Origin of the sequence: Curtobacterium salicis, from assembly GCF_011759505.1 — a bacterium.
GTDB classification, from domain to species: Bacteria; Actinomycetota; Actinomycetes; order Actinomycetales; family Microbacteriaceae; genus Curtobacterium; species Curtobacterium salicis.
Map to the genome: position 1 here is coordinate 34,066 of NZ_JAAOYO010000001.1, position 22,956 is coordinate 57,021.

The following is a 22,956-nucleotide window of genomic DNA, read 5'->3' on the forward strand; positions in this document are numbered from 1 at the left end:
ACCGACCAAACGAAAGAGAACCACCATGGCCGTCCCGAAGCGCAAGCAGTCCCGTGCGAACACGCACGCCCGTCGATCGCAGTGGAAGGCCGCACCGGTCCAGCTCGTGAAGACGATCGAGAACGGCAAGGTCGTCTACAGCCTCCCGCACCGTGCGAAGGTCGTCGAGGACTCCGCCGGCACCCCCCTGTACATGGAGTACAAGGGCCGCAAGGTCGCCGACGTCTGATCGGACAGCACTCATGACTGCGACGTCCGGCGCCGCGGGGTCCAGCCCCGTGGGGCCGGACGTCGTTCGTCTTCGTGACCTGCTCGGTGTCCCGGTGGACCTCGAGCTCCTCCAGCTCGCGCTGACCCACCGCTCGTACGCGTACGAGCACGGTGGCATCCGGCACAACGAGCGGCTGGAGTTCCTCGGCGACTCCATCCTCGGGCAGGCCGTCACGGTCAAACTTTTCCGGGACTACCCGGAGCTCGACGAGGGCGAGCTCGCCAAGCGGCGCGCCAGCCTCGTCTCGACGGTGGCCCTGGCCGAGATCGGTCGGCACATCGGGCTCGGTGTCTTCCTCCGGCTCGGCAAGGGCGAGGAGCAGACCGGAGGCCGCGGCAAGTCCTCCATCCTCGCCGACACGGTCGAGGCCGTGATCGGTGCGACCTACCTGTCCGCCGGAGCCGACGCCGCCACCGACCTGGTGCTGCGCCTCGTCGCGCCACTGCTCGTCGACCCCGCCCGGTTCGGTGCGGCGATGGACCCGAAGACGAGCCTGCAGGAACTCGCCGCGTCGCTGACCCTGGGCAACCCCGCGTACCGCATCACCGAAGCGGGTCCGGACCACGACAAGACCTTCCACGCCACCGTCGTGCTGCAGGGCGAGGACATCGCCACCGGCACCGGGACGAGCAAGAAGACCGCCGAGATGTCGGCCGCGCTCGACGCCTGGACGCGACTGTCCGGGCGGACCACCGGGGCCTGACCAGGTGCCCGAACTCCCCGAGGTCGAGGTCGTCCGCGCCGGTCTCGAACCCGCGGTCACCGGTGCACGGGTGCTCCACGTCGAGGTGCTCGACGAGCGTGCCCTCACCCGGCACGACGGGCCGGCCGAGGACTTCGCACACCGCCTGACCGGGCGGACGATCGCCGCTGCCGTCCGCCGTGGCAAGTTCATGTGGTTCCCCCTGCTCGACGATGCGCAGCCCGGACCAGCGGCCGACGCGCAGCCCCGAGCAGCAGCCGACGCGCACCCCGAGGCCCTCGTCGCCCACCTCGGCATGAGCGGCCAGATCCTGCTCGGCCGCGACCGCCCCGCAGCCCGGCACCGCCGCATCGTGCTCGACGTGCAGCCTCCCGGCACGGACCGAGACGGCGCTGCCGAGGCGCCCGTCCAGCTCGAATTCGTCGACCAGCGGACCTTCGGGTCGATGGCGATCGACCGGATGCTGCCGACGCTGGACGGGGCTCCCGCAGGGCTCGCCGGTGCCGTCGACACGCTCGACCCCGACGCGGCCTGGCGTCGCCGGATCCCGTTCCAGGTGTCGCACATCGCCCGCGACCCGCTCGACCCCGCGTTCGACGACGACCGGTTCCTCGCCGCCGCGCGCAAGCGGTCGAGCGGCATCAAGCGGGTCCTGCTCGACCAGGGCGTCGTCAGCGGCATCGGGAACATCTACGCCGACGAGTCGCTGTGGGCCGCGAAGCTCCACCACGACCGTCCGGCCGACCGGCTGCCGCGTGCGACCCTCCGCGGGCTCCTCGACGAGGTCCGGGCGGTGCTGCGCCGCGCGCTCGAGGACGGTGGCACGAGCTTCGACGCGCAGTACGTCAACGTGAACGGGCAGTCCGGCTACTTCTCGCAGCGCCTCGCGGTGTACGGACAGCAGGGTCAGCCGTGCCCACGGTGCGGCACGCCGATCGTGCGCGAGCCGTGGATGAACCGCTCGAGCCACCGTTGTCCCGTGTGCCAACCGAGGCCCAGGGCCCGCCTGCGTTAGCCTGACGCGGACGCCGAGGACCCCGGAGACCGCATGTACCTGAAGAGCCTGACCATCAAGGGGTTCAAGTCCTTCGCGCAACCGACGACCTTCGCGTTCGAACCCGGTGTCACGTGCATCGTCGGGCCGAACGGTTCCGGCAAGTCGAACGTGGTCGACGCCCTCGCCTGGGTGATGGGCGAGCAGGGCGCGAAGACCCTGCGCGGCGGCAAGATGGAGGACGTCATCTTCGCCGGCACCGCCACCCGGGGCCCGCTCGGCCGTGCGCAGGTCACGCTGACGATCGACAACGCCGACGGCCTGCTGCCGATCGAGTACGCCGAGGTGACGATCTCCCGGACGCTGTTCCGCAACGGCGGCAGTGAGTACGCCATCAACGGCGAGAACTGCCGGCTGCTCGACGTCCAGGAACTGCTGAGCGACACCGGTCTCGGCCGCGAGATGCACGTCATCGTGGGCCAGGGTCAGCTCGACAAGGTGCTGCACGCCACCCCGGAGGACCGGCGCGGGTTCATCGAGGAGGCCGCCGGCATCCTCAAGCACCGCCGGCGCAAGGAGAAGACGCTCCGCAAGCTCGAGGCGATGCAGACGAACCTCACCCGACTCTCCGACCTGGCGGGCGAGATCCGTCGGCAGCTGAAGCCGCTCGGCCGTCAGGCGGAGGTCGCCCGCAGGGCCCAGTCCGTCGCCGCGGTCGCCCGGGACGCGAAGGCGCGGCTCCTGGCGGACGACGTGGTGCGTCTCCGCCGCGAACTGCGCGACCACCTGGCGGTCGAGACGGGCCGGAAGTCCGAGCGCGGGGTCCTGCAGGAACGGCTCGACCAGATCCGGCAGCGTCAGCAGCAGGTCGAGGCGAGCATGGTCGGCGACGACGTCGATCGCGCCCGGACCGTGGTGCACCGGCTCGAGAGCGTGCAGGAGCGCCTCCGGAGCCTGTCGATGCTCGCGAACCAGCGCCTGATGTTCCTGGCGCAGCAGGCCGAGGCGCCGCAGCAGGGCCCGACGATCACGCCGGAGCGGGTCGCCGGGGTCCGTGCTGAGGCCGACCGGTTGGACGAGCGTGCGCGCCAGATGCAGGGCGGGACGACGACGGTCGCCGAGCAGGTGCGTGCCGCACGGGCCGCGCTCGACGCCCTCGACGAGCAGATCGCCGCACAGGCCGCACTGGTCGCGCAGCACGACCTCGACGGGCAGCGCCTGTCGAGTGCGGTCGAGGTGGCCCGCTCACGGCGATCATCGGCCGCCGGTGACCGCGAGCGTCGGGAGCGGTCGCTGACCGAGGCCGTCGCCCGCGCCGAGCAGGCGGCGTCCGCGCTCGCGGACGTCGGCCGCGACCCGTCCGCCGACACCGACGAGGACGCTCTCACCACGGCCCTCGCCGCCGCGCGCGAGCAGCTCGACCACGCGCAGTCCGACCGCGACGCCCACCGTGACCGGCTGCACACGCTCGAACGTGAGCGGGACGCACTCGACGCCCGGATCGCCGCCCTGGCGCTGTCGATCGACGTGCGCGACGGGTCCCAGGCCGTCATCGACGCCGGCCGCGACGGCATCGTCGGCCGTCTGGCCGACCGCCTCACCGTCACACCCGGCTTCGAGGCCGCCGTCGCGACGGCGCTCGATGGCCTGGCCGACGCGGTCCTCGCCGACGACCGCGCGACCGCACTCGACGCCGTCGAGCACGCACGTGCCGCCGACCTCGGCCGCATCGACGTGGTCGTCGCCGACGTCGCCGGCTCCGGTTCGCGGCTCCCGGCCGTGCTGCCGTCCGCGGTCCGCCGGGCGCTCGACCTGGTGGACGGCCCCGCCGCACTCACCGCGCTGCTGGCCGACACGCTGGTCGCGGACGACGACGTCGACCTGGAGGCCGTGCTCGCCGCCGCCCCGGACGCCACGGTCGTCACGCGCTCCGGTGACCTGGTCCGCGCGGCCCGGGTGACCGGCGGCGGCGCGCGGACGACGTCCCGCATCGAGCTCGTCGCCGACCGGGACGCCGCGGAGACGCGACGACAGACCGTCGTGACCGAGGCGGAGGAGGCGGCCACGGGCCTCCAGGCCGCGCGCACCGCGGTCGAGACGGCACGACGGGCGGTGGACGAGGCGGACCGCGCCGCGCGTGAGCACGCCCGTGCGAGCGCCGAGTACGACCGGGCCAGCGCGTCCGCCCGGGCGCGTGCCGAGAACACGGCGGCCGAGGTGGACCGCCTGCGTGCGGCCCTGGCGGAGACCGACGGCACGACGGCGGCGACGGACGCGGCGCTGGCCGAGGCGGAGGCGGCGCTCCGGGTGTTCACCGACCGGCCGAAGCCCGTCGTCGACGCCTCGGCCCGCCCCGCGGCGCAGGACGCGGTCGACGCTGCCCGTGCGGCCGAGATCGAGCACCGGTTGCAGGTCGAGACCGCCCGGGAGCGCGCGCGTGCTGAACGTCGGCGCGCCGAGCAGCTGGAGCGGCAGCTCGAGGCCGAGCGTGCCGCCGCCGAGGAAGCGGCACGCCTCGCGGTCATCCGCCGGGCGCAGATCGCCTCGGCCGAGGGCGTGCTCGCCGACCTGCCGGTGGTGCTGACGGCGGTCGATCGGTCGCTGGCCGGGGCCCGGGTGCAGCTCGCGACCGAGGAGGCTGAGCGCTCCCGCCGCAACACCGAACTGCAGACGATCCGGAACGAGGAGCGCGAACTGCGTGACCGGCTGCAGAGCATCACCGACGGCGTGCACTCGCTCGAGATGGAGATCTACGAGAAGCGCCTGCACGTCACCGGGGTCCTGGACCGGGCGCAGAGCGAGCTCGGGCTGGGGGAGTCCGTCCTGGTGGCCGAGTACGGGCCCGACGTGCCGGTGCCCGTCGACGTGCTGGTCGACCCGCGGGTCCTGGCGCGTCGACACCGGGATGCTGCCCGGGCTGCGGCGGCCGCGGCCGGCGACACGACCCCCGAGGCCGAGACCGATGCCGACACCGAGCTCGATGCCGACACCGAGCTCGTGGACGCGGAGTCGACCCTGCCCGGCGGTCCGGCCCTCCCCGAGTTCGAGGCGCCCGACGTCGACCCGGCAGACGTCCCGACGACCCCGTACATGCGCGAGGAGCAGGAGCGCCGACTGGCCGCCGCGGAGCGGGACCTCGGCCGGCTCGGCAAGGTGAACCCGCTGGCGCTCGAGGAGTTCCAGGCGCTCGAGCAGCGCCACGCGTTCCTCACCGAGCAGCTCGAGGACCTGCAGCAGACCCGCACCGACCTCCTGACGATCATCGAGGAGCTCGACGGCAAGATGCAGACGATCTTCGCGTCGGCGTTCGAGGACACGCAGGCGGCGTTCGACGTCGTGTTCCCGATCCTGTTCCCGGGCGGCTCGGGCTCGATCTCGCTGACGAACCCCGACGACATGCTCACCACGGGGATCGACGTGCAGGTGAAGCCCGCGGGCAAGAAGATCGACCGCCTGACGCTGCTGTCCGGCGGTGAGCGGTCGTTGGCGGCGGTGGCGCTCCTCGTCGCGATCTTCACCGCCCGGCCGAGCCCGTTCTACATCATGGACGAGGTCGAAGCGGCCCTCGACGACGCGAACCTCGGCCGCCTGCTGACCGTGTTCGGCCGGCTCCGCGAGGCGTCGCAGCTCATCGTCATCACGCACCAGAAGCGGACGATGGAGATCGCGGACGCGCTCTACGGGGTGTCGATGCGGCAGGACGGCGTCTCGGCGGTCGTCGGCCAGCGGGTGCAGCGGCCGGAACCCGCCGCCGAGCCGGCAGTGGCCTGACCGGCGACCAGACGACGGACGGGAGGCCCGGTACCAGCTGGTACCGGGCCTCCCGTCCGTGCCGTGGAACGCCTACTTCGCGTCCGCCTGGACCTCCGACGGCTCGTCTCCCGACGGGGTCAGGCCGCGCTGCTGGCGACGCTTCGACACCACGAGGCTCGCGACCGTCGCGACGGTGATCGTCAGCAGGATGAACCCGAGCGAGAACCAGATCGGGATCTCCGGGGCCCACTCGACGTGCTGACCGCCGTTGATGAACGGCACCTCGTTGACGTGCAGCGCGTGGAAGACGAGCTTCACGCCGATGAAGGCGAGGATGACGGCCAGACCCTGACCCAGGTAGATGAGTCGTTCGAGCAGCCCGGCGATGAGGAAGTACAGCTGGCGCAGACCGAGCAGCGAGAACGCGTTCGCGGTGAACACGATGAACGCGTCCTGCGTCAGGCCGAAGATCGCGGGGATCGAGTCGAGCGCGAAGAGCACGTCCGTCAGACCGATCGAGACCATGACGAGGAGCATCGGGGTGAACAGGCGCTTGCCGTTCACGCGGGTGGTCATGCGGTCGCCGTCGAAGTGGTCCGAGGTGGGGATGACCCGGCGGAGCAGACGGATGAGCTTCGAGTCGCCGTCCTCGGCACCGTGCTCGTCGCCGCCCTTGGCCTGCGACCAGGCGAGCCAGAACAGCAGGATGCCGAACAGGTAGAAGACCCACGAGAAGTTCTCGATGATGGTGACGCCGAGGGCGATGAAGACACCGCGGGCGACGAGGGCGATCGCGACACCGACCAGCAGGACCTTCTGCTGGAACTCCTTCGGCACAGCGAAGGTCGTCATGATGATGAGGAAGACGAAGAGGTTGTCGACCGACAACGCCTTCTCCGTCAACCACCCGGCGAAGTACTCACCGCCGGCCTGCCCGCCGCCGAACACCCAGACGCCGACGCCGAAGAGGATCGCGAGGGCGATGTAGACGACCGACCAGAAGGCCGATTCGCGGATGTGCGGCACGTGCGGGGTGCGCACGTGCGAGAAGAAGTCGAACACGAGCAAGGCGAGGATGCCTGCGATCGTGATGAGCCACACGTACAGGGGAACGTCCACTGGAACCTCCAGGTCAGGGGCGCACCACATCGTCCATCGACGAGCTCCGACCACGGAGGTGGTCCGGAAAACGGGTACGCCAGAGCCTGAAGGTCTCTTCCGCCGCGGTCCGTCCGGGTCCCGACGATGTCGGTTCCGAGCTGGGCCGCGACCGACGCCCCGGGTCCGGGTCGTTCCGGGCCGTACTGACGGGGTCGCCGAGAGGGAATACTCCCCTTCGCATCTCCGACACTACCGAAGGTCGCGCTCACCCGGGCCCCTCTAAGCTGGGAACATGGCGAGTAGTTGGTCACTGTCCTCCCGGCTCCGGGGTCTCTTCCAGCGGAAGACCATCGACGAGACGACGTGGGAGGACCTGGAGACCGCGCTCATCGGCGCCGACTTCGGGCCGGACATCTCCGAGGAGATCATCGAGGACCTCCGCGCCCGGGTCGACCGCTACGGCACGACCGACCCCGCCGACCTCAACCGCATGCTGCGCGAGGTGCTCGAGGAACGGCTCTCGAAGCTCGACACGACGCTGAACCTCAGCGCCCGTCCGGCCGTCGTCCTCGTCGTCGGGGTGAACGGCGTGGGCAAGACCACGACCATCGGCAAGTTCGCCAAGTTCCTCCGCACCTACGACCGGACCGTCCTGGTCGGTGCCGCGGACACGTTCCGCGCGGCGGCCGTCGAGCAGGTCGCGACCTGGGCCCAGCGTGCCGGCGTCGACGTGGTCCGGCCCTCGCAGCCCGGGCAGGACCCGGCCTCCGTCGCGTACCAGACGGTCGAGCAGGCGATCCGCACGGGGATCGAGATCGTCGTCATCGACACGGCGGGTCGGCTCCACACCAAGGCCGGTCTGATGGACGAGCTCGGCAAGATCAAGCGGGTCGTCGAGAAGCAGACCGAGATCGCCGAGGTGTTGCTCGTCCTCGACGCGACGACCGGGCAGAACGGCCTGGCCCAGGCGCAGGCGTTCATCGAGGGTGCCGGTGTGACCGGCCTCGTCATCACGAAGCTCGACGGGTCGGCCAAGGCCGGGTTCGTGCTCAGCGTGCAGGAGAAGACGGGCATCCCGATCAAGCTCATCGGCCAGGGCGAGGGCATCAACGACCTCACCGGCTTCACGCCGCACGTGTTCGTGCAGAACCTCGTCGGGTGAGCGGTCCATCGGCACCCCCTGCCACCGGCCTGCGTCGCCCGAACCGCCCGAGCCTGTCCGGTCTGACGGCCCTGTCCCGTCTGACGACTCGGGCGCCCGGCACCGTCTCCGTCGTCGAACTCGTCGTGATGTGCGCCGTCGCCGTCGCGTTGACGATCGGCAGCCTGTTCCAGAAGCTGCAGTGCGCGGCCGACGGGCTCGACCTGGCCTACGTGACGCGGCACGCCTGCCTCGGTGACACCCTCAGCCTCTGGGGGATCCGCGACCTCGGTTCGCACGTGTTCCCCTACGTCGGCGCGCTGAACGAGCGTGGTCTGCCGCCCGGCACCCTCGAGTACCCGACCCTCACCGGGCTGTGGGCGTGGCTCAGCGCCCTGCCCGTCGACTCGCTCCGCGGGTTCCTCGTCGTGACGGCGCTGACCTTCGTGCCCGTGGTCGTGCTCGTCACGGTCTTCCTGGCACGCATCGCCGGACGCCGGGCGTGGGTGTTCGCCGCGACACCGCCGCTCTTCCTCTACGCCCTCTACAACTGGGACCTGCTGACCGTGCTCTGCACCGCGGCCGGGCTCTTCGCGGCGGTGCGGTGGCCGGCGGGTGTGGCACCGGTCTGGCGTGCCGTGGTCGTCGGGGCGCTGTTCGGGCTCGGCGGGGCGTTCAAGCTCTACCCGCTCGCGTTCGTGGCACCGTTCGCCCTCGCCTTCCTCGTCGACGCGGGAGTGGCCTGGGGCGACCGGTTCCGTCGTGCCACCGGCGCGGTGGCGGGCGCGGTCGGGATCGTCCTCGTCGCCAACCTGCCGTTCGTGCTGGTGAACGCGTCGTCGTGGTTCTCGGTGATCCGGTTCCAGGGCACACGTGACATCGACCCGAGCACGATGTCGATCTGGTTCTGGGGGCTGCAGCCGTGGTCGGCCCAGACGGACCCGGGGGTCCAACACCGGCTCAACCTGCTCTCCACCGGCGCGACCGCCGTGGCGGTCCTCGCGGTGCTGCTCATCGGGCTGTTCATCGGGCTCCGACGCGGCCGGATGCCGTGGATCGAGACCAGCGCGGCACTGCTCTGCGCGTACCTCGTCGCGAACAAGGTGGACTCACTGCAGTACGTGCTGTGGTTGACGCCGTTCTTCGTCGTCGTGCGGATCCGCCTGTGGTGGGTCGTCGCGTACATGACCGCCAACCTGCTGCTCTTCGTCGGCTGGTTCCACGCGTTCGCGCTGAAGGCGGTCGGCATGACGGCCCGGAGCTGGGCTGACGAGGCCCAGTCGATCGGCATCTGGGGGCAGATCATCCTGCTGCCGATCCTCGCGGTGGTCTTCCTCCGCAGCCACGCCGTCGACAGCGACGCCGACCGCGACGACACCGTCCCGACGCCCTCGACGAACGCGGGCGACCACGACCGATCGGCCGTCGTCGGCTCCTGACGTGTACCGTCCGGCTCGTACGTGACCGAACGACTCGTACTGACCGACTGGGAGAGGAACCCCACCATGCCCGCACTGCTCATCATCGCGATCATCGTCGGCGTCGTCCTGCTGGTCACCGGCATCGTCAGCGCCGCACTCAAGGTCCTGCTCTTCATCGGCCTGGTGCTCATCGTCCTGGCCGTCATCGGCTGGATCCTCCGACGCGTCCGCGGTGGCGGCTCGCGCGTCTGACACGCAGCGACACGACGCAACGGGAGGCTCCCCACCAGCTGGTGGGGAGCCTCCCGTCCGTCTGCGGCGGGTCGGCAGGCTGCAGCACTCGGCGACGACGGGTCTTGCCATGCTATGATGGACAGAGTATCTTCGCCACATGAGCAACGCCGAGATGCGCGAACCGACCCTGCTCGTGCTGACCTCCCTCGCAGGAGGACGCAAGCACGGGTACGGCCTCATCGGGGACGCCGCCGAACTGTCCGACGGGCGGGTCCGACTCAAGGTCGGCACGCTCTACGCCGTCCTGGACCGGCTCCTCGACCAGGGGCTCGTCGCCGGTGCGGGGGAAGAGGTGGTCGACGGGCGACTCCGGCGCTACTTCGAACTCACCGACGCCGGAGCGGACGCCCTCGACACCGAGGTCCGTCGCATCGAGGCGAACGCCGCCGCCGCGCGGACGCGGCTCAGCGCATGGCGGCCGAACCCGGCCGCACGCAGCATCCACATCCGACCGGGGGGAGTGTCGTGACGAACACGAGGCTGGAACAGGACTACGGCAGGGCGCTCGGGTGGTACCCGACGCGGTGGCGACGGACGCACGGGCTGGCGATGCTCGGCACGCTGCTCGACGTCGCCGACGGTGAGGGGCGCAGTCGTCCGGCACCCGGCGAGCTCGCCGAGCTGCGGTGGCAGGGAGTCCGCGAACGGGTGAACGCCGTCGTCCCGGACGACGTCCGGGTGCTCGCGGCGTCGATCGGCACCGGAGCCGCCGCCGGGTTCGCCCTGGTCTACCTGCTGGCGGTCTCCTGGGTGCCGTGGGGGCCACCACCCGGCACGGCCTGGCCCGATCTGCCCGCGTTCGGGCCGTTCCGGAACGCCGGTGTGCTGTTCGCCGTCCCGATCCTGCTCGGCGCGCTCGCCGCACTCGGGCGGCAGCGGATGCTCGCCCACCTGGCCGGTGTCCTCGCGGTGCTCGGCCTCGTCGTCGCCCGCATCACGGTGCAGGCGACCGAGAACTGGAACGGACCCGGGACGACCACACTCGTGACGGTGGCGGCGCTCGTCGTCGTCGCGAACCTCGGGGCACCACGGGACCGCCGCGCCCTCGGCATCGCGTTCGGGGTGGTGGCGGCCGGACTCGCGCTCTTCGCCGGCCTGCAGCTGCCGACCGGGCACCCGTTCGAGTCGACACTGTTCGGCGACTCCGGCTTGTGGGGGACCGCGGTGAATCCGGCGCTCCTCGGCGTGGTCGGGGTGCTCGTCCTCGTGACGGTCGTCGAACTCGTCCGCGGTCGGCACGGTGTCCTCGCCGCCGCGCTCGCCGTGGCCTGGCTGCCGTGGGCGGTCGCCGGCACCATCACGCTCCGGTACTTCGCCGCAGAGGACGCCGCATCGGTCCTCATGGCGGTGGGCTCGACCCTGATGGCGCTCACCGCCCTGGTGATCGCCCGTCGGGTGCCGCAGCGGTCCCGACGCGAGCGCGCGTGAACGGCACCGGTGTGACGGGCCGGTGCCGCGCCTCCCGGGGCGCACGCCACGGACGGTAGGATGGTCGGATCATGGCGCAATTCGGTTCACTCTCCGATCGGCTCACCGAGACCTTCCGCAACCTGCGGAGCAAGGGACGGCTGACCCCGTCCGACGTGGACGGCACCGTCCGCGAGATCCGGCGGGCGCTGCTCGACGCGGACGTCGCGCTCGAGGTCGTGAAGTCCTTCACCGCCTCGGTGCGTGAACGGGCACTCTCGGACGAGGTCAACAAGGCGCTGAACCCGGCGCAGCAGGTCGTCCAGATAGTCAACGAAGAACTCGTCGGCATCCTCGGCGGGCAGCAGCGGCGCCTCGAGTTCGCGAAGCGGCCGCCGACGGTCATCATGCTCGCGGGCCTGCAGGGTGCCGGCAAGACGACGCTGGCGGGCAAGCTCGGCAAGTGGCTCAAGAAGGACGGCCACACCCCGATGCTCGTCGCGGCGGACCTCCAGCGTCCGAACGCCGTCCAGCAGCTGCAGGTCGTCGGCGAGCAGGCCGGCGTGCACGTCTTCGCCCCGGAGCCCGGCAACGGTGTCGGCGACCCGGTCAAGGTCGCGAAGAACGCCATCAAGGCCGCGGTCGACCAGCAGTACGACACGGTCATCGTGGACACCGCCGGCCGTCTCGGTGTGGACGCCGAGCTGATGAAGCAGGCTGCGAACATCCGCAAGGCCGTCGACCCGGACGAGGTCCTCTTCGTCATCGACGCGATGATCGGTCAGGACGCCGTCACCACGGCCCGCGCCTTCCAAGAGGGCGTCGACTTCACCGGCGTCGTCCTGTCCAAGCTCGACGGTGACGCCCGTGGTGGTGCCGCCCTGTCGGTCGCCTCGATCACCGGCCGCCCGATCATGTTCGCGTCCACGGGTGAAGGGCTCGACGACTTCGAGCCGTTCCACCCGGACCGCATGGCGAGCCGCATCCTCGACCTCGGTGACATCCTCTCGCTCATCGAGCAGGCGCAGTCCGCGTTCGACGAAGACGAAGCCCGCGCGGTCGCCGAGAAGATCGCGACCGACAACTTCACGCTGAACGACTTCCTGCAGCAGATGCAGCAGCTCCGGAAGGCCGGCTCGATCAAGGGCATGCTCGGCATGCTCCCCGGCGCGAAGGGCATGCGGGAAGCGCTCGACAACTTCGACGAGCGTGAGATCGTCCGCACCGAGGCGATCATCCAGTCGATGACCCCGCAGGAGCGCGAACTGCCGAAGCTCCTCAACGGGTCCCGTCGCCTGCGCATCGCCCGCGGTGCCGGCTCCACGGTGACCGAGGTCAACGCCCTCGTCAACCGCTTCGAGCAGGCCGCGAAGATGATGAAGACCGTCGCCCGCGGCGGTGTGCCGCAGATGCCGGGCATGGGTCCGATCCCGGGCATGCACGGCGGCAAGAAGCAGCAGCCGCAGACCAAGAAGAAGAAGGTCGGCAACCCGGCCAAGCGCGCGGCGCTCGCCGCGGGTGCCCCGGCCGCGCCGCAGCAGGCCCCGAGCGGTGCCGGCCTCGGGCTCGGCATGGGCAAGGGCGGGAAGGCCCCCTCTGAGGAGGAGCTGGCCTCGCTGCAGAAGTTCCTCGAGCGCTGACGCGACCGCCCGACACGACGGGAGGCCCGGTACCAGCTGGTGCCGGGCCTCCCGTCGCGTTCTGTCACCGCTCCGACCGCTCAGGTCCGCTCGGAGGTCAGCGACGCTGGCGTCGCCGTTCCCTCCGGTGGAGTGTTCCGCTCAGCTCGGCGTGCGCGCGGGACTGGTAGGCGAAGGACAGCAGCAGGAACACGAGCGCCGGCACGGTGAGGAACACCTGTGCAGGCCCGGGGAACGCCGCGACGAGCGCGCAGAGCACCGTGACGAGCATGAGTGCCTCCCACCGGGCCATGATCGCGATCCCGTAGCGCCGGACCGACCGGACGATCGGCCGGAGTCGGTGCGCCGTGGACCGGAAGAACCGGACCTGGGCGACGACGACGAGCGCCACCGCGAGTGCGTTGACCCCGGACGCGACGAGCGAACCGGTCGCCGAGCTCGACACACCGTGTCCCGGGGCCCATGAGAGGGCAGCCATCGTCCCCAGGACCGCGGACCCCAGCGGGAGCATCGTGAGCGTGCTGAGGTGGTCGACGGCGAGGAACAGCTGCTTGCGCTGGGCGATCGACGACGGGTCCTCGGCGAGCAGGTCGACCAGGCGTGCGGCTCCCTCCCCGGGGCGGCGGGCGGTGACCTGCGCACGCGCGATCCCCGTCCGCGCCGCGGTCGAGGTCGGATCGAGGCCGAGGGCTGTCCCGTAGGCCTCGAGCGCTTGCTGCACCTTGTTCGACGCCAGGAGTGCGTCCCCGAGGGCGACGTGCGCGCCGGGGGCGTCCGGCGCGAGGCGCACCGCGGTCTCCCCGGCGAGGACGGCATCGCGGTACCGCTGTGTGGCGACCGCCGCGACCACCACCGACGCGTGGACGTTCCAGTCGGTCGGAGCGAGGTGCACGGCCTCGGTCATGGCCTCCCACAGCGTCGCCCTGTCGCCCCGGCGGCCGGCGGCGAGCGCCAGGACCTGCAGGGCACCCGCGGACTGCCCGTGCGCGAGTGCGTGTCGTACGGTCGCCTCGGCTTCCGGGAAGCGGTCGAGCCGGAGCAGCGAACTCGCGGCCAGCACGAGCGTGTCGTGGTCGTCCGGCGAGCGGGTGAGGGGCCCCCGCAGCGCTCGGAGGGCGTCCTCGGGACGACCGGCGTCGAGCAGCGCCGCAGCCGACGCGACGGCGGCGACGTCGCTCATCGCTTGCGCTTCTTCAGGTAGGCACGGAGTTCGGCGTACGTGCCGTCGTCCTCGCCGAAGGTCACGACGCTGCGGGCGGTATCGAGCCAGGGGCCGGTCGACGGGCGGAGCTCGCTGACCGCAGCGGTCAGGTCGGCCATGCCGATGAGCCGGGGTGTGCCCGTCGCGACGCTGTCCATGAGCGCCCGCTCGGCGGCGACCTCGCAGGCGTAGGCGATGTCGGCGCCGGAGAAGCCCTCGGTCCGGGCGGCCAGCGTCGCGAGGTCGATCCCCTCGACCGGCCGACGGCTGAGCTCAGAGCGGAAGACGGCCTGACGCGCCGGGGCGTCCGGCGGGAGGACGAGCACCGTGCGGTCCAGACGGCCGGGGCGGCGGAGGGCGGGGTCGACGTCCCACGGCTGGTTCGTCGCAGCGAGGACGAACACCCCGTCGTTGCCGCCGTCCACGCCGTCGAGTTCGGTGAGGAGCTGGTTGACCATGCCGCGGACGGAAGAGCTCCGCGTCTGGCTGCGTCGCTGGCCGAGGGCATCGATCTCGTCGATGAACACGACGCAGGGTGCGGCGGCCCGGGCAGCCTCGAAGACCCCGCGGATGTTCTGCTCACTCACGCCGAGGTACGGGTCGAGCACGTCCGCGATGCCGACGCTGATGAACCGCGCGCCGAGCTCCCCGGCGACCGCCCGTGCGATGTACGTCTTGCCGCAGCCTGGCGGGCCGTAGAGGAGCAGCCCGCCGCGCAGGCTCTTGCCGTAGAGGGCGCGGAGCTCGGGATTCGCGAGCGGTGCGAGGAACGACGCGGTGAGGCGGGCCTTGACGTGTTCCATGCCTCCCACGTCGGCGAAGGTCACGCTCGACGACTCGGGGGACCAGGCGCTCGAGGGGTCGGCGTCCGGCGTGGCACCGTCGTCGACGAACGCCGCCTCGGCGATGTGGTCGACCTGCTGTTCGGCCGCGTGCCAGTCGAACTCCGGGACCGGTCGGGCGGCCTGGGTCGTGGGCGCCGCGGCGGTCTCCGGCTCCGCGAGCGATCCGGTGCCCGGCTGCAGTGCCGCGAGCATGAGTGCCGCTGCCGAGGAGTCGGCCGGTGCTGTCGCGAGTGCCGCGGCTGCCTCGGCTGTCGCCTCCTCGGTGCGCCCGGCGTCGAGCAGCAGTTGCCCGAGGTGCACCCGCAGCGCGACGTCGTCCGGGGCCGCCTGCACGGCACGACGCAGGGCGTCGAGCAGCGGGTCCCGCTGCGGAGCGTCGTTCGGCGCCTGGTCGGTCATCGTGGTCCTCCGGGGTCGGCTTCGGATCGTGCAGCGGAACGGTGGGTGTGCTTCCGGGCGGCGCGAGGGGGCGGACTGGCCTGCCAGTGCAGCGCGACGGAGAGCACCGACGCCACCATGACCAGGGTGAACGCCGCGAGCCCGGGCCACGGCCAGGACCACGGGGGTGCGACCGTGACGACACCGAGCAGCGCCGAGGTCGCGACGGCGACGACGAGCAGCGCCGAGCCCGCCGGCACGGCGAGGACAACCAGGAGCAGCGGCCAACCGCGCGCCACCCGCATGAGTGCGGTCCGGTTGTGCCGGAGTGACCGGCGGACAACGACGACGGTCGACACGGCCGCCGCCATCACGATCGCCCACCCGATGAGCCGGATGACGAGGGAGCCGGCAGCGACGTCGCTGCCGCTCGGGTCCGGGGAGCTCTCCGTCCAGTCCGCGCTGACGACGAGCGTCCCGACCGCGACCGTCCCGAGCAGGACCCGGAGCCGCCGCATCCTCCCGAGCACCGCCTGACGCAGTCCCTGCGTCGCGGCCGCGTCACCGGGCCGCTCCGCGACGATGCCCCAGTACCCCTCGACCGAGGCGGTGTCGTGCCTGGCGACGCCGACGACGGCCGCTCGGCGCCGCAGGGCGTGCCGGTGCGTCGGGTCGACGGCGAGTGCGCGCTCGTACGCGACCACGGCGGTGTCGAGCCGGCCGCTGTTCGCCAGGACGTCACCCATGGTCGCGATGACGTCGGGGTCCTCCGGCGCGGTGCCGAGCAGCGCCGTCAGCTCCGTTGGGTCGCTCACCGCGCGTCGTCCACCGCGCGCCGCGCGACCGCGGGCGCGCTTCCCCCGCTCCATGCGAGAACGCTACCGTGGGTCGGCCGCTTGCACCGGCCCACGACCAGGGGTAGTCCGCGTCTCGCGGAGCGCGACATGGCGGCGACCCCGCGGGTCGCGAGGGGCGGGCGACCGGGGGACGGTCTGGAGGCGCGGTGCGTGCCCGCCACGGGCCTCCCGAGCGCCGGGCGGTCGCGTCGGGATGCGCCCGCCGGGCCGCGCTCGCGGGGTGGTCCCGGCGGGAGGAGCCTGGCGGGACGTCCTGCGGAGACGTACCCGCCGGGAGGCGTCAGCGGGAGGGTGGGAGTTCGTCGTCCTCGTCGTGCACGCGTGCACGGGTGAGCGGGTGCGCTCGGAGGACGCGGGCGTGCAGGACCGTGCCGACGACGGCACCGACGAGCACCAGGCACTGCGCGACCAGACCGCCGACGGGTGGCAGGAACAGGCCGACCACCGCGGCCAGGACGGAGGCGGCGAGGACCGCCATGAGCGCGTTCCACCCGGGAATCGCCCTGCTCGCCGAGTCGAGCAGCCAGCGGAGCCGTGGCCGCGCCCCGACGGCGAACTTCACCGCGAGCGCAACCGTCACGGCGAGCGCCACCGCTGCCGGGAACCCCGTCGTCCAGCGACTCGGACCACCCGGGCGGTCGAGTGCCGCGACGAAGTGGAGGACCCCGAACACGGCCATCGAGAAGTGCGTCACCCGGATGCGGTGGAGCGGGTTGAGCAAGCTCACGACGAGGTTGCGTCGGGCGAGGGCGTTGCCGGGGTCCGGAGCGAGGAGTCCCGCGAACACGACGGCGGATTCGCCCTCGTGTCCCCGCCGGAGCCGGTCGGCGGCGACGTTCAGTCGTGTGCCGCGGTCCTCGGGGGCGAGCGCGAGGGCGCGGTTCCAGGAGGCCCGCGCCGCTCGGCCCCGGCCGGCAGCCCGTAGCAGGTCGCCGAGGCGGCGGTGTGCGAGCGGCTCCGTCGGCGAGAGCCGCACGGCCTGTGCCGCGGCCTGCCGCGCTTCCCGGGGGCTGCGGCCGTTCGCGGACAGTGCGTCGGCCAGCGCCAGGTGGGTCTGCCACGACCCTGGGTCGGCGGCGACGGCATCTCGGGCAGCGACGACCGCCGCCCGCTGGTCACCGGCCTGGCGCAGGGCGATCGAGAGGACGAGGAGGCCTGCCGGTTCGTCGGGCGCGAGCTCGACGGCGCGGCGGGCGGCTCGCACCGCGTCGGCGAGGGCGTCGTCCAGCGGGAGCCGGTCGGAGTCGAGGAGGGCCACGGCTCGCACCCGCTGTCCCGCAGCGGTCTCCCCGTGCTCGCGCTCCGCCGCGGCGAGCTCGGTCAGGCCGTCGTCGGGCCGACCTGCGTCGACGAGCGCGGCGGCACGCTCGACGGACGCACCTGCGCTCCGCCCCACGTCCGACCCCGCCACGGGGGACGACTGTAGCGGCACGGCGCGACCGCTCGGCGCAGAAGGGTCAGAGCGACGCTCGGAGCTCCGCGACCAGGTGTCGGACGACGGCGCGGAGGTCGCCGCTGTTCTCCTGCGCCACCGCGAGCTGCCGCTGGTACGAGGCGCCGCGCTCGATCATCGTGTCGAGGTGGTGCAGCTCCTCCTGGCAGCCGAGTCGTTCGGCGACCGGGTCGAGTCGGGCGACCAGGTCGTGGACCTCGTCGGTGACCAGTCGTTCGTCGCCGGCGACGTTCGTGATGATCTCGGCGTCCATGCCGTAGCGGGCCGCACGCCACTTGTTCTCGCGGACGAACCACGGCTGCATCGCCTGCAGGGTCTCGCCGGCGTCGATCCGGTCCGAGCTCTCGGTGACCAGGCACTGCACGAGCGCGGTGACGGCGCCGACCTCGTCGAGGGTCGAGATGCCGTCGGACACCCGGTTCTCGATCGTGCCCCAGCCGGGCGAGGGGCGGATGTCCCAGCGCAGGTCCTTGACGCCGTCGATGACGCCCGTGTGCACGAGGTCACCGACGACCTCCTCGAAGTTCGCCCAGGCGCCGAGCTGCGGCGGGAGCCCACCGGTCGGCAGCTGCTGGAACATCAGGGCCCGGTTCGACGCGTACCCCGTGTCGGTGCCCGCCCAGAACGGGCTCGACGCGGTGAACGCCTGCAGGTGCGGGACGTAGCCGAGCATCGCGTTCATGATCGGGACCGCCTTGTCGCGGTCGTCGATGCCGACGTGCACGTGCACACCCCAGATCAGCATCTGCCGGCCCCACCACCGCGTCCGGTCGATGAGCGTCGTGTAGTGCTCGCTGTCCGGCGTGATCTCCTGCTGGTCCCACTGCGCGAACGGGTGCGTGCCGGAGCACATCACCTGCGCGTCGAGGGGTTCGGCCGCGTCGATGACCTCGCCGATGATGCCGGAGAGCTCACGGGTGGCGCCGCCGACGCTGTGGTGGACGCCGGTGACGACCTCGACGGTGTTGGTGAGGAGCTCCTCCGTCACCCGGTCCGGATCGTGCAGGCGTTCGCGGACCGCGGCGAGCACCGCCGGGGCGCGCGGGGTGAGGTCACCCGTCGCACGGTCGACGAGGGGCAGCTCCCACTCGACGCCGATGGTCGACGGAGCGGATTCGGAGAACCGGATGTCCATGGGGCCATCCTGCCCGTCCGTCCCGCCGGAACAACGGAGAGCCCGGCGTGTCCGGTCTGCCGGTGAGCGGGCAGGTTCGCCTAGTGTTCGATGCGTGACCGCTGTCGTTCCGCCCGTTGCCGACGTGCCCGCCGAGCTCCGCACCGTCGCGTCGCCCTGGACGCTCGGCCCGCTGCACCTGTCGAACCGCGTGGTGATGGGGTCGATGCACACCGGGCTCGAGGTCCTGGACGACGGCGGCGTCGCGATGGCCGAGTTCTACCGCGAGCGTGCGGCCGGGGGCGCTGCCTGCATCATCACCGGGGGCATCGCGGTGAGCGACGAGGCCCGCGGCGGCCCCGACTTCGCGGTGTTCGGCGTCGGTGGTGCCGACGAGCGTTTCCGCCGTGCGGTCGCCGCCGTGCACGACGCGGGCGGCACGGTCCTGGCGCAGCTGTTCCACGCCGGCCGGTACGCACTCGTCGGGGGACTGACCGACCGTGACGGCCGACCCCAGCGTGCCGTCGCCCCCTCGGCACTGCCCTGGGCGGCGGCGCGCGGCGTGGTGCCCGAGGAACTGACGGCCGACGAGGTCCGGCGGACGATCGAGGACTTCGCGGCGGCTGCCCGTGCGGCTGCGGCGGTCGGTTTCGACGGCGTCGAGATCATGGCGTCCGAGGGGTACCTCGTCAACCAGTTCCAGTCACCGCTGACGAACCTCCGCGACGACGAGTGGGGTGGGAGCCCGGAACGCCGTCGTCGGTTCGCGATCGAGGTCGTCCGTGCGGTCCGCTCCGCCGTGCCCGACCTGGCCGTGACGATCCGGCTCTCCGGCGCCGACCTGATGCCCGGGTCCTCCACCGACGCGGACGTCGACGCCCTGGTGCTCGAGCTGCTGCCGCTCGGCCTCGACGCGATCTCGGTCGGCATCGGCTGGCACGAGTCCCGGACCCCGACGATCCAGGCTTCCGTGCCGCACGGCGCGTGGATCGAGCAGGCGCGGCGGATCGCGGGTGTCGTCCGTGCCTCCGACCACCCGCACGTGCGGGTGATCGCGTCGAACCGGATGACGGACCTGCGGGACAGCGAAGCGGTCCTGGCCGACGGCCGCATCGACGCCGTCGCGCTCGCGCGGCCGTTCCTGGCGGACGCGGGGCTCGTCGCACGGTCACTGGCCGGGCGCTTCGACCTGGTGAACACCTGCATCGGCTGCAACCAGGCGTGCCTCGACCGGTCCGTCGTCGGTGCGCCGGTGTCGTGCCTGGTGAACCCGCGGGCCGCGCGTGAGGTGCGGTTCCCACTCCGGCCGACGGCAGCGCCGAAGCGCGTGGACGTGGTCGGCGGTGGACCCGCGGGCCTCGCAGCAGCGGTCGACGCCGCACGACGCGGGCACGACGTCCGGCTCTGGGAGGCCTCCGACGTGCTCGGCGGCCAGTTCGGGCTGGCCGCGGAGATCCCTGGGAAGGAGGACTACGCCGGACCCGTGCGGGCGGCCCGCGCGGAACTCGTCGAGCGGGGCGCCACGGTCCACCTCGGTCGTCCGGCCACCCTCGAGGACCTGGTCGACAGCGACGCCGTGGTGCTCGCGTCGGGCGTGACGCCCCGCGCGGTCGACGTCCCCGGCGCGGACCTGCCGCACGTCCTCACCTACGAGCAGGCCCTCCGTGACGGGGTGCCCGACGGGACGGTCGCGGTCATCGGCGGCGGCGGGATCGGCATCGACACCGCCGCGTTCCTCACCGAGTCCCCGGACGAGGCCGTCCGCGCCGCCGAGTTCGGCGCGCGGTGGCAGGTGCCGGTGTCCGACGAGATCGTCGGGGACCTGCCGCAACGCGAGCCGACCGCGCACCGCTCGGTCCGGCCCGGGGACCTCGTCACGGTGCTGCGCCGGAGCGGCAAGTTCGGGCACGGCATCGGCCTCACCTCCCGGTGGGTCGCCCTCGGCCGGCTGCGTGACGCCGGGGTCCGGATGGTCGGCGGGGTCCAGGAGTACCTGCGGATCGAGCCCGGCCGCCTCTGGCTCCGTGACGAGACCGGGGACGCGGTCGCGGTCCCGGCGGACGTCGTCGTGGTCTGTGCCGGGCAGGAGGCGCGGGACGAGTTGACCACGGGCCTGCGATCGGCGGACGTGCCGTACGCGGTCGTCGGTGGCGCACGCGATGCCCGCAGTGTGGACGCCGTCCGGGCCACGAGCGAGGCGCTCGAGGCGGTCCGCCGCCTGGCGCCGTAGCGGTCCGCCGACGCGCCGCGGGACGTGGCTCGCTTCCCGCTCCGGAATCTGCAAGAATGAACGGTCGAATCGTGTCCGCTCGACCCTCTATCCAGCGGATCGCGATCTCATCGAGCTTCCACCGTGTGTGCCCCCACGCCCGCGGTTCCGGTTCAACCACAACACGTACGCAACAGGAGTCATTGTGGCTGTCAAGATCCGTCTCAAGCGCCTCGGCAAGATCCGAGCGCCCTACTACCGCATCGTCGTCGCCGACTCGCGCACCAAGCGCGACGGTCGTGTGATCGAGGAGATCGGCAAGTACCACCCCACCGAGGAGCCCTCGTTCATCGAGGTCCAGTCCGAGCGTGCGCAGTACTGGCTCAGCGTCGGTGCGCAGCCGACCGAGCAGGTCGCCGCGCTCCTCAAGCTGACCGGTGACTGGGCCAAGTTCAAGGGCGAGAAGGACACCGAGTCCAAGGTCAAGGTCCGCGAGCCGAAGCAGCCGTTCACGGTCGACAGCTCCAAGAAGGCCGTCCTGAAGCCCAAGTCGGAGAAGACGGCCCCCGCCGCTCCGGCCGCAGCCGAGACCGCCAACGAGACGACCGAGGCGTAGTCCTTGCTCGAATCCGCGCTGACGCACCTCGTCAAGGGGATCGTCGATCACCCTGACGACGTGCGCGTCGCCAGCTCCACCTCTGCGCGTGGCGAGGTCCTCGAGGTGCGTGTGCACCCCGAGGACCTCGGCCGCGTGATCGGTCGCGCCGGTCGCACCGCGAAGGCGCTCCGCACGCTCGTCACGGCCCTGGCTGACGGCAAGCGCGTGCGGGTCGACGTGGTGGACAGCGATTCCTAGGGAGACGACCCAGCTCCGGGTGGGTCGCATCACCAAGGCGCACGGGCTCAAGGGCGGCATCAAGCTCGAGCTCTACACCGACGACCCGGATCGTCGGTTCACGCCCGGAGCCGTCTTCACGCTCCAGGTCCCCGACGACTCTCCCTGGTCGGGGAAGACCATCGCGCTCGACGAGCTGCGCTGGTACAACGCACACCCGGTCGCCTTCTTCGAGGGCATCGCCGACCGCAGCGCCGCCGAGACCCTCGCGCGTGCGATCCTCTGGGTCGAGCAGGACACCGAGGAAGAGACCGGCGAAGACGACGCCTGGTACGACCACCAGCTGGTCGGACTGACGGTCCTCCGCGACGGCGTGCAGGTGGGCACCGTCGCACGGGTCGACCACATGCCGGCCCAGGACCTGCTCGCGGTCGACACCGAGTCCCGCGGTGAGGTCCTCGTGCCCTTCGTCGCGGCGATCGTCCCCGCGGTCGACCTGGACGCTGGCACCGTCACGGTGACGCCGCCCACGGGGCTGTTCGAGGACCCCGAGGACATGAGCCGTCCCGAGACGGTCACCCCGTCCGAGTCGGATGCGTCCTCGACGGACTCGTCGGCTCCCGACGACGAGGACTGATCCGTGCGGATCGACATCGTCACGATCTTCCCGGAGTTCTTCGGGGTGCTCGACGTCTCCCTGCTGGGCAGGGCGCGGCAGGGCGGTCTGCTCGACCTCCACGTCCACGACCTGCGGTCCTGGACGACGGATCGCCACCGCACGGTGGACGACACCCCGTACGGCGGTGGTGCGGGCATGGTCATGAAGCCGGAGCCGTGGGCCGAGGCGCTGTCCTCCATCCTGCGCTCCGACGGCTCCTCGACCCTCGTCGTCCCGACGCCCGCAGGGACACCGTTCCGCCAGACCATCGCGCGCTCACTCGCCGAGCACGAGCACCTCGTCTTCGCCTGCGGGCGGTACGAGGGCATCGACGCCCGGGTCTTCGAGTGGGCCGCGACCCGCAGCACCGTCGTCGAGCTGTCCCTCGGCGACTACGTCCTGAACGGCGGCGAGGTCGCGGCGATGGCCATGATCGAAGCCGTCGGCCGTCTGGTCCCCGGTGTGGTCGGCAACCCCGAGTCACTCGTCGAGGAGTCCCACGAGGACGGCCTGCTCGAGTACCCCTCGTACACGAAGCCCGCGTCGTGGCGAGGCCTCGACGTGCCGGACGTCCTGCTCAGCGGACACCACGGACGGGTCGCCGCCTGGCGGCACGACCAGCAGGTGGAACGGACGCGACGCGTCCGGCCGGACCTGCTGCCGGACTGAGCAGGTCGCGCA

General features: G+C 72.0%; 21 protein-coding genes. 15 read left to right on the forward strand and 6 right to left on the reverse strand.

Features of this window, described 5'->3' with window-relative positions; genetic code table 11:
• Positions 1-25: 25 nt before the first annotated feature.
• From rpmF to E9228_RS00210, 4 genes are read left to right on the forward strand one after another with little or no spacing between them, the layout of a single operon-like run.
• Positions 26-229, forward strand: a complete 204-nt coding sequence (gene rpmF, locus E9228_RS00195; protein WP_110902027.1) for a 50S ribosomal protein L32 — start codon at positions 26-28, stop codon at positions 227-229.
• A 13-nt stretch (positions 230-242) separates the two neighbouring features.
• Positions 243-974, forward strand: coding sequence for a ribonuclease III (gene rnc, locus E9228_RS00200; RefSeq protein ID WP_166778650.1), 732 nt, complete (start codon positions 243-245; stop codon positions 972-974).
• A 4-nt stretch (positions 975-978) separates the two neighbouring features.
• A complete protein-coding gene (gene mutM, locus E9228_RS00205) occupies positions 979-1,989 on the forward strand; it encodes a bifunctional DNA-formamidopyrimidine glycosylase/DNA-(apurinic or apyrimidinic site) lyase (RefSeq protein ID WP_166778651.1) in 1,011 nt (336 codons plus the stop codon).
• A 33-nt stretch (positions 1,990-2,022) separates the two neighbouring features.
• Complete coding sequence (locus E9228_RS00210) at positions 2,023-5,739, forward strand: chromosome segregation SMC family protein (RefSeq protein WP_166778652.1); 3,717 nt, start codon at positions 2,023-2,025, stop codon at positions 5,737-5,739.
• A 72-nt stretch (positions 5,740-5,811) separates the two neighbouring features.
• Here the strand turns inward: E9228_RS00210 and E9228_RS00215 are convergent, their stop codons facing one another.
• Positions 5,812-6,840 carry a TerC/Alx family metal homeostasis membrane protein gene (locus tag E9228_RS00215; RefSeq protein WP_166778653.1) on the reverse strand — a complete coding sequence of 343 codons (1,029 nt, stop codon included), beginning with the start codon at positions 6,838-6,840 and terminating at the stop codon, positions 5,812-5,814.
• Between the two features lie 274 nt (positions 6,841-7,114).
• Between E9228_RS00215 and ftsY the strand changes: the two genes are divergently transcribed.
• The 6 genes from ftsY (at position 7,115) to ffh (ending at position 12,725) form a co-directional block, all read left to right on the forward strand.
• Complete coding sequence (ftsY, locus tag E9228_RS00220; RefSeq protein WP_166778654.1) at positions 7,115-7,984, forward strand: signal recognition particle-docking protein FtsY; 870 nt, start codon at positions 7,115-7,117, stop codon at positions 7,982-7,984.
• The gene (locus E9228_RS00225) at positions 7,981-9,402 is read left to right on the forward strand and encodes a hypothetical protein (protein WP_166778655.1); all 1,422 of its coding nucleotides are present in this window, start codon (positions 7,981-7,983) and stop codon (positions 9,400-9,402) included. Before ftsY ends, E9228_RS00225 begins: the two co-directional genes overlap by 4 nt.
• Before the next feature lie 66 nt (positions 9,403-9,468).
• On the forward strand, positions 9,469-9,636 hold the full coding sequence (locus tag E9228_RS00230; protein WP_166778656.1) for a hypothetical protein: 168 nt from the start codon (positions 9,469-9,471) through the stop codon (positions 9,634-9,636).
• A gap of 139 nt (positions 9,637-9,775) precedes the next feature.
• Complete coding sequence (locus tag E9228_RS00235; protein WP_215905453.1) at positions 9,776-10,147, forward strand: PadR family transcriptional regulator; 372 nt, start codon at positions 9,776-9,778, stop codon at positions 10,145-10,147.
• Entirely contained in the window at positions 10,144-11,106 is a 963-nt protein-coding gene (locus E9228_RS00240) for a DUF4337 domain-containing protein (RefSeq protein ID WP_166778657.1), read from the forward strand. Before E9228_RS00235 ends, E9228_RS00240 begins: the two co-directional genes overlap by 4 nt.
• 71 nt (positions 11,107-11,177) lie before the next feature.
• Entirely contained in the window at positions 11,178-12,725 is a 1,548-nt protein-coding gene (gene ffh, locus E9228_RS00245; protein ID WP_166778658.1) for a signal recognition particle protein, read from the forward strand.
• Between the two features lie 97 nt (positions 12,726-12,822).
• Here ffh and E9228_RS00250 read toward each other — a convergent pair whose 3' ends face one another.
• The 5 genes from E9228_RS00250 to E9228_RS00270 form a co-directional block, all read right to left on the reverse strand.
• Positions 12,823-13,905: a tetratricopeptide repeat protein gene (locus E9228_RS00250; RefSeq protein ID WP_166778659.1), complete on the reverse strand. Its 1,083-nt coding sequence runs from the start codon at positions 13,903-13,905 to the stop codon at positions 12,823-12,825.
• Positions 13,902-15,170: an ATP-binding protein gene (locus E9228_RS00255; RefSeq protein ID WP_166778660.1), complete on the reverse strand. Its 1,269-nt coding sequence runs from the start codon at positions 15,168-15,170 to the stop codon at positions 13,902-13,904. The genes E9228_RS00250 and E9228_RS00255 overlap by 4 nt, the downstream gene beginning before the upstream one ends.
• Positions 15,167-15,964, reverse strand: coding sequence for a tetratricopeptide repeat protein (locus E9228_RS00260; RefSeq protein ID WP_166778661.1), 798 nt, complete (start codon positions 15,962-15,964; stop codon positions 15,167-15,169). Before E9228_RS00260 ends, E9228_RS00255 begins: the two co-directional genes overlap by 4 nt.
• Positions 15,965-16,286: 322 nt before the next feature.
• Complete coding sequence (locus tag E9228_RS00265) at positions 16,287-17,417, reverse strand: tetratricopeptide repeat protein (protein ID WP_166778662.1); 1,131 nt, start codon at positions 17,415-17,417, stop codon at positions 16,287-16,289.
• A 46-nt stretch (positions 17,418-17,463) separates the two neighbouring features.
• Complete coding sequence (locus tag E9228_RS00270) at positions 17,464-18,594, reverse strand: glutamate--cysteine ligase (RefSeq protein WP_166778663.1); 1,131 nt, start codon at positions 18,592-18,594, stop codon at positions 17,464-17,466.
• Positions 18,595-18,688: 94 nt separating this feature from the next.
• Here E9228_RS00270 and E9228_RS00275 point away from each other — a divergent pair, with 94 nt between their 5' ends.
• The 5 genes from E9228_RS00275 to trmD all read left to right on the forward strand — a co-directional run bounded on the left by E9228_RS00275 (position 18,689) and on the right by trmD (position 22,944).
• Complete coding sequence (locus E9228_RS00275; RefSeq protein ID WP_341849708.1) at positions 18,689-20,803, forward strand: oxidoreductase; 2,115 nt, start codon at positions 18,689-18,691, stop codon at positions 20,801-20,803.
• Positions 20,804-20,987: 184 nt separating this feature from the next.
• Positions 20,988-21,398: a 30S ribosomal protein S16 gene (gene rpsP, locus E9228_RS00280; protein ID WP_166778664.1), complete on the forward strand. Its 411-nt coding sequence runs from the start codon at positions 20,988-20,990 to the stop codon at positions 21,396-21,398.
• 3 nt (positions 21,399-21,401) lie between these two features.
• On the forward strand, positions 21,402-21,638 hold the full coding sequence (locus E9228_RS00285) for an RNA-binding protein (RefSeq protein WP_110826143.1): 237 nt from the start codon (positions 21,402-21,404) through the stop codon (positions 21,636-21,638).
• A 19-nt stretch (positions 21,639-21,657) separates the two neighbouring features.
• Positions 21,658-22,254, forward strand: coding sequence for a ribosome maturation factor RimM (rimM, locus tag E9228_RS00290; protein ID WP_341849709.1), 597 nt, complete (start codon positions 21,658-21,660; stop codon positions 22,252-22,254).
• A gap of 3 nt (positions 22,255-22,257) precedes the next feature.
• Positions 22,258-22,944: a tRNA (guanosine(37)-N1)-methyltransferase TrmD gene (gene trmD / locus E9228_RS00295; RefSeq protein ID WP_166778665.1), complete on the forward strand. Its 687-nt coding sequence runs from the start codon at positions 22,258-22,260 to the stop codon at positions 22,942-22,944.
• The last annotated feature ends 12 nt before the right edge of the window (positions 22,945-22,956 follow it).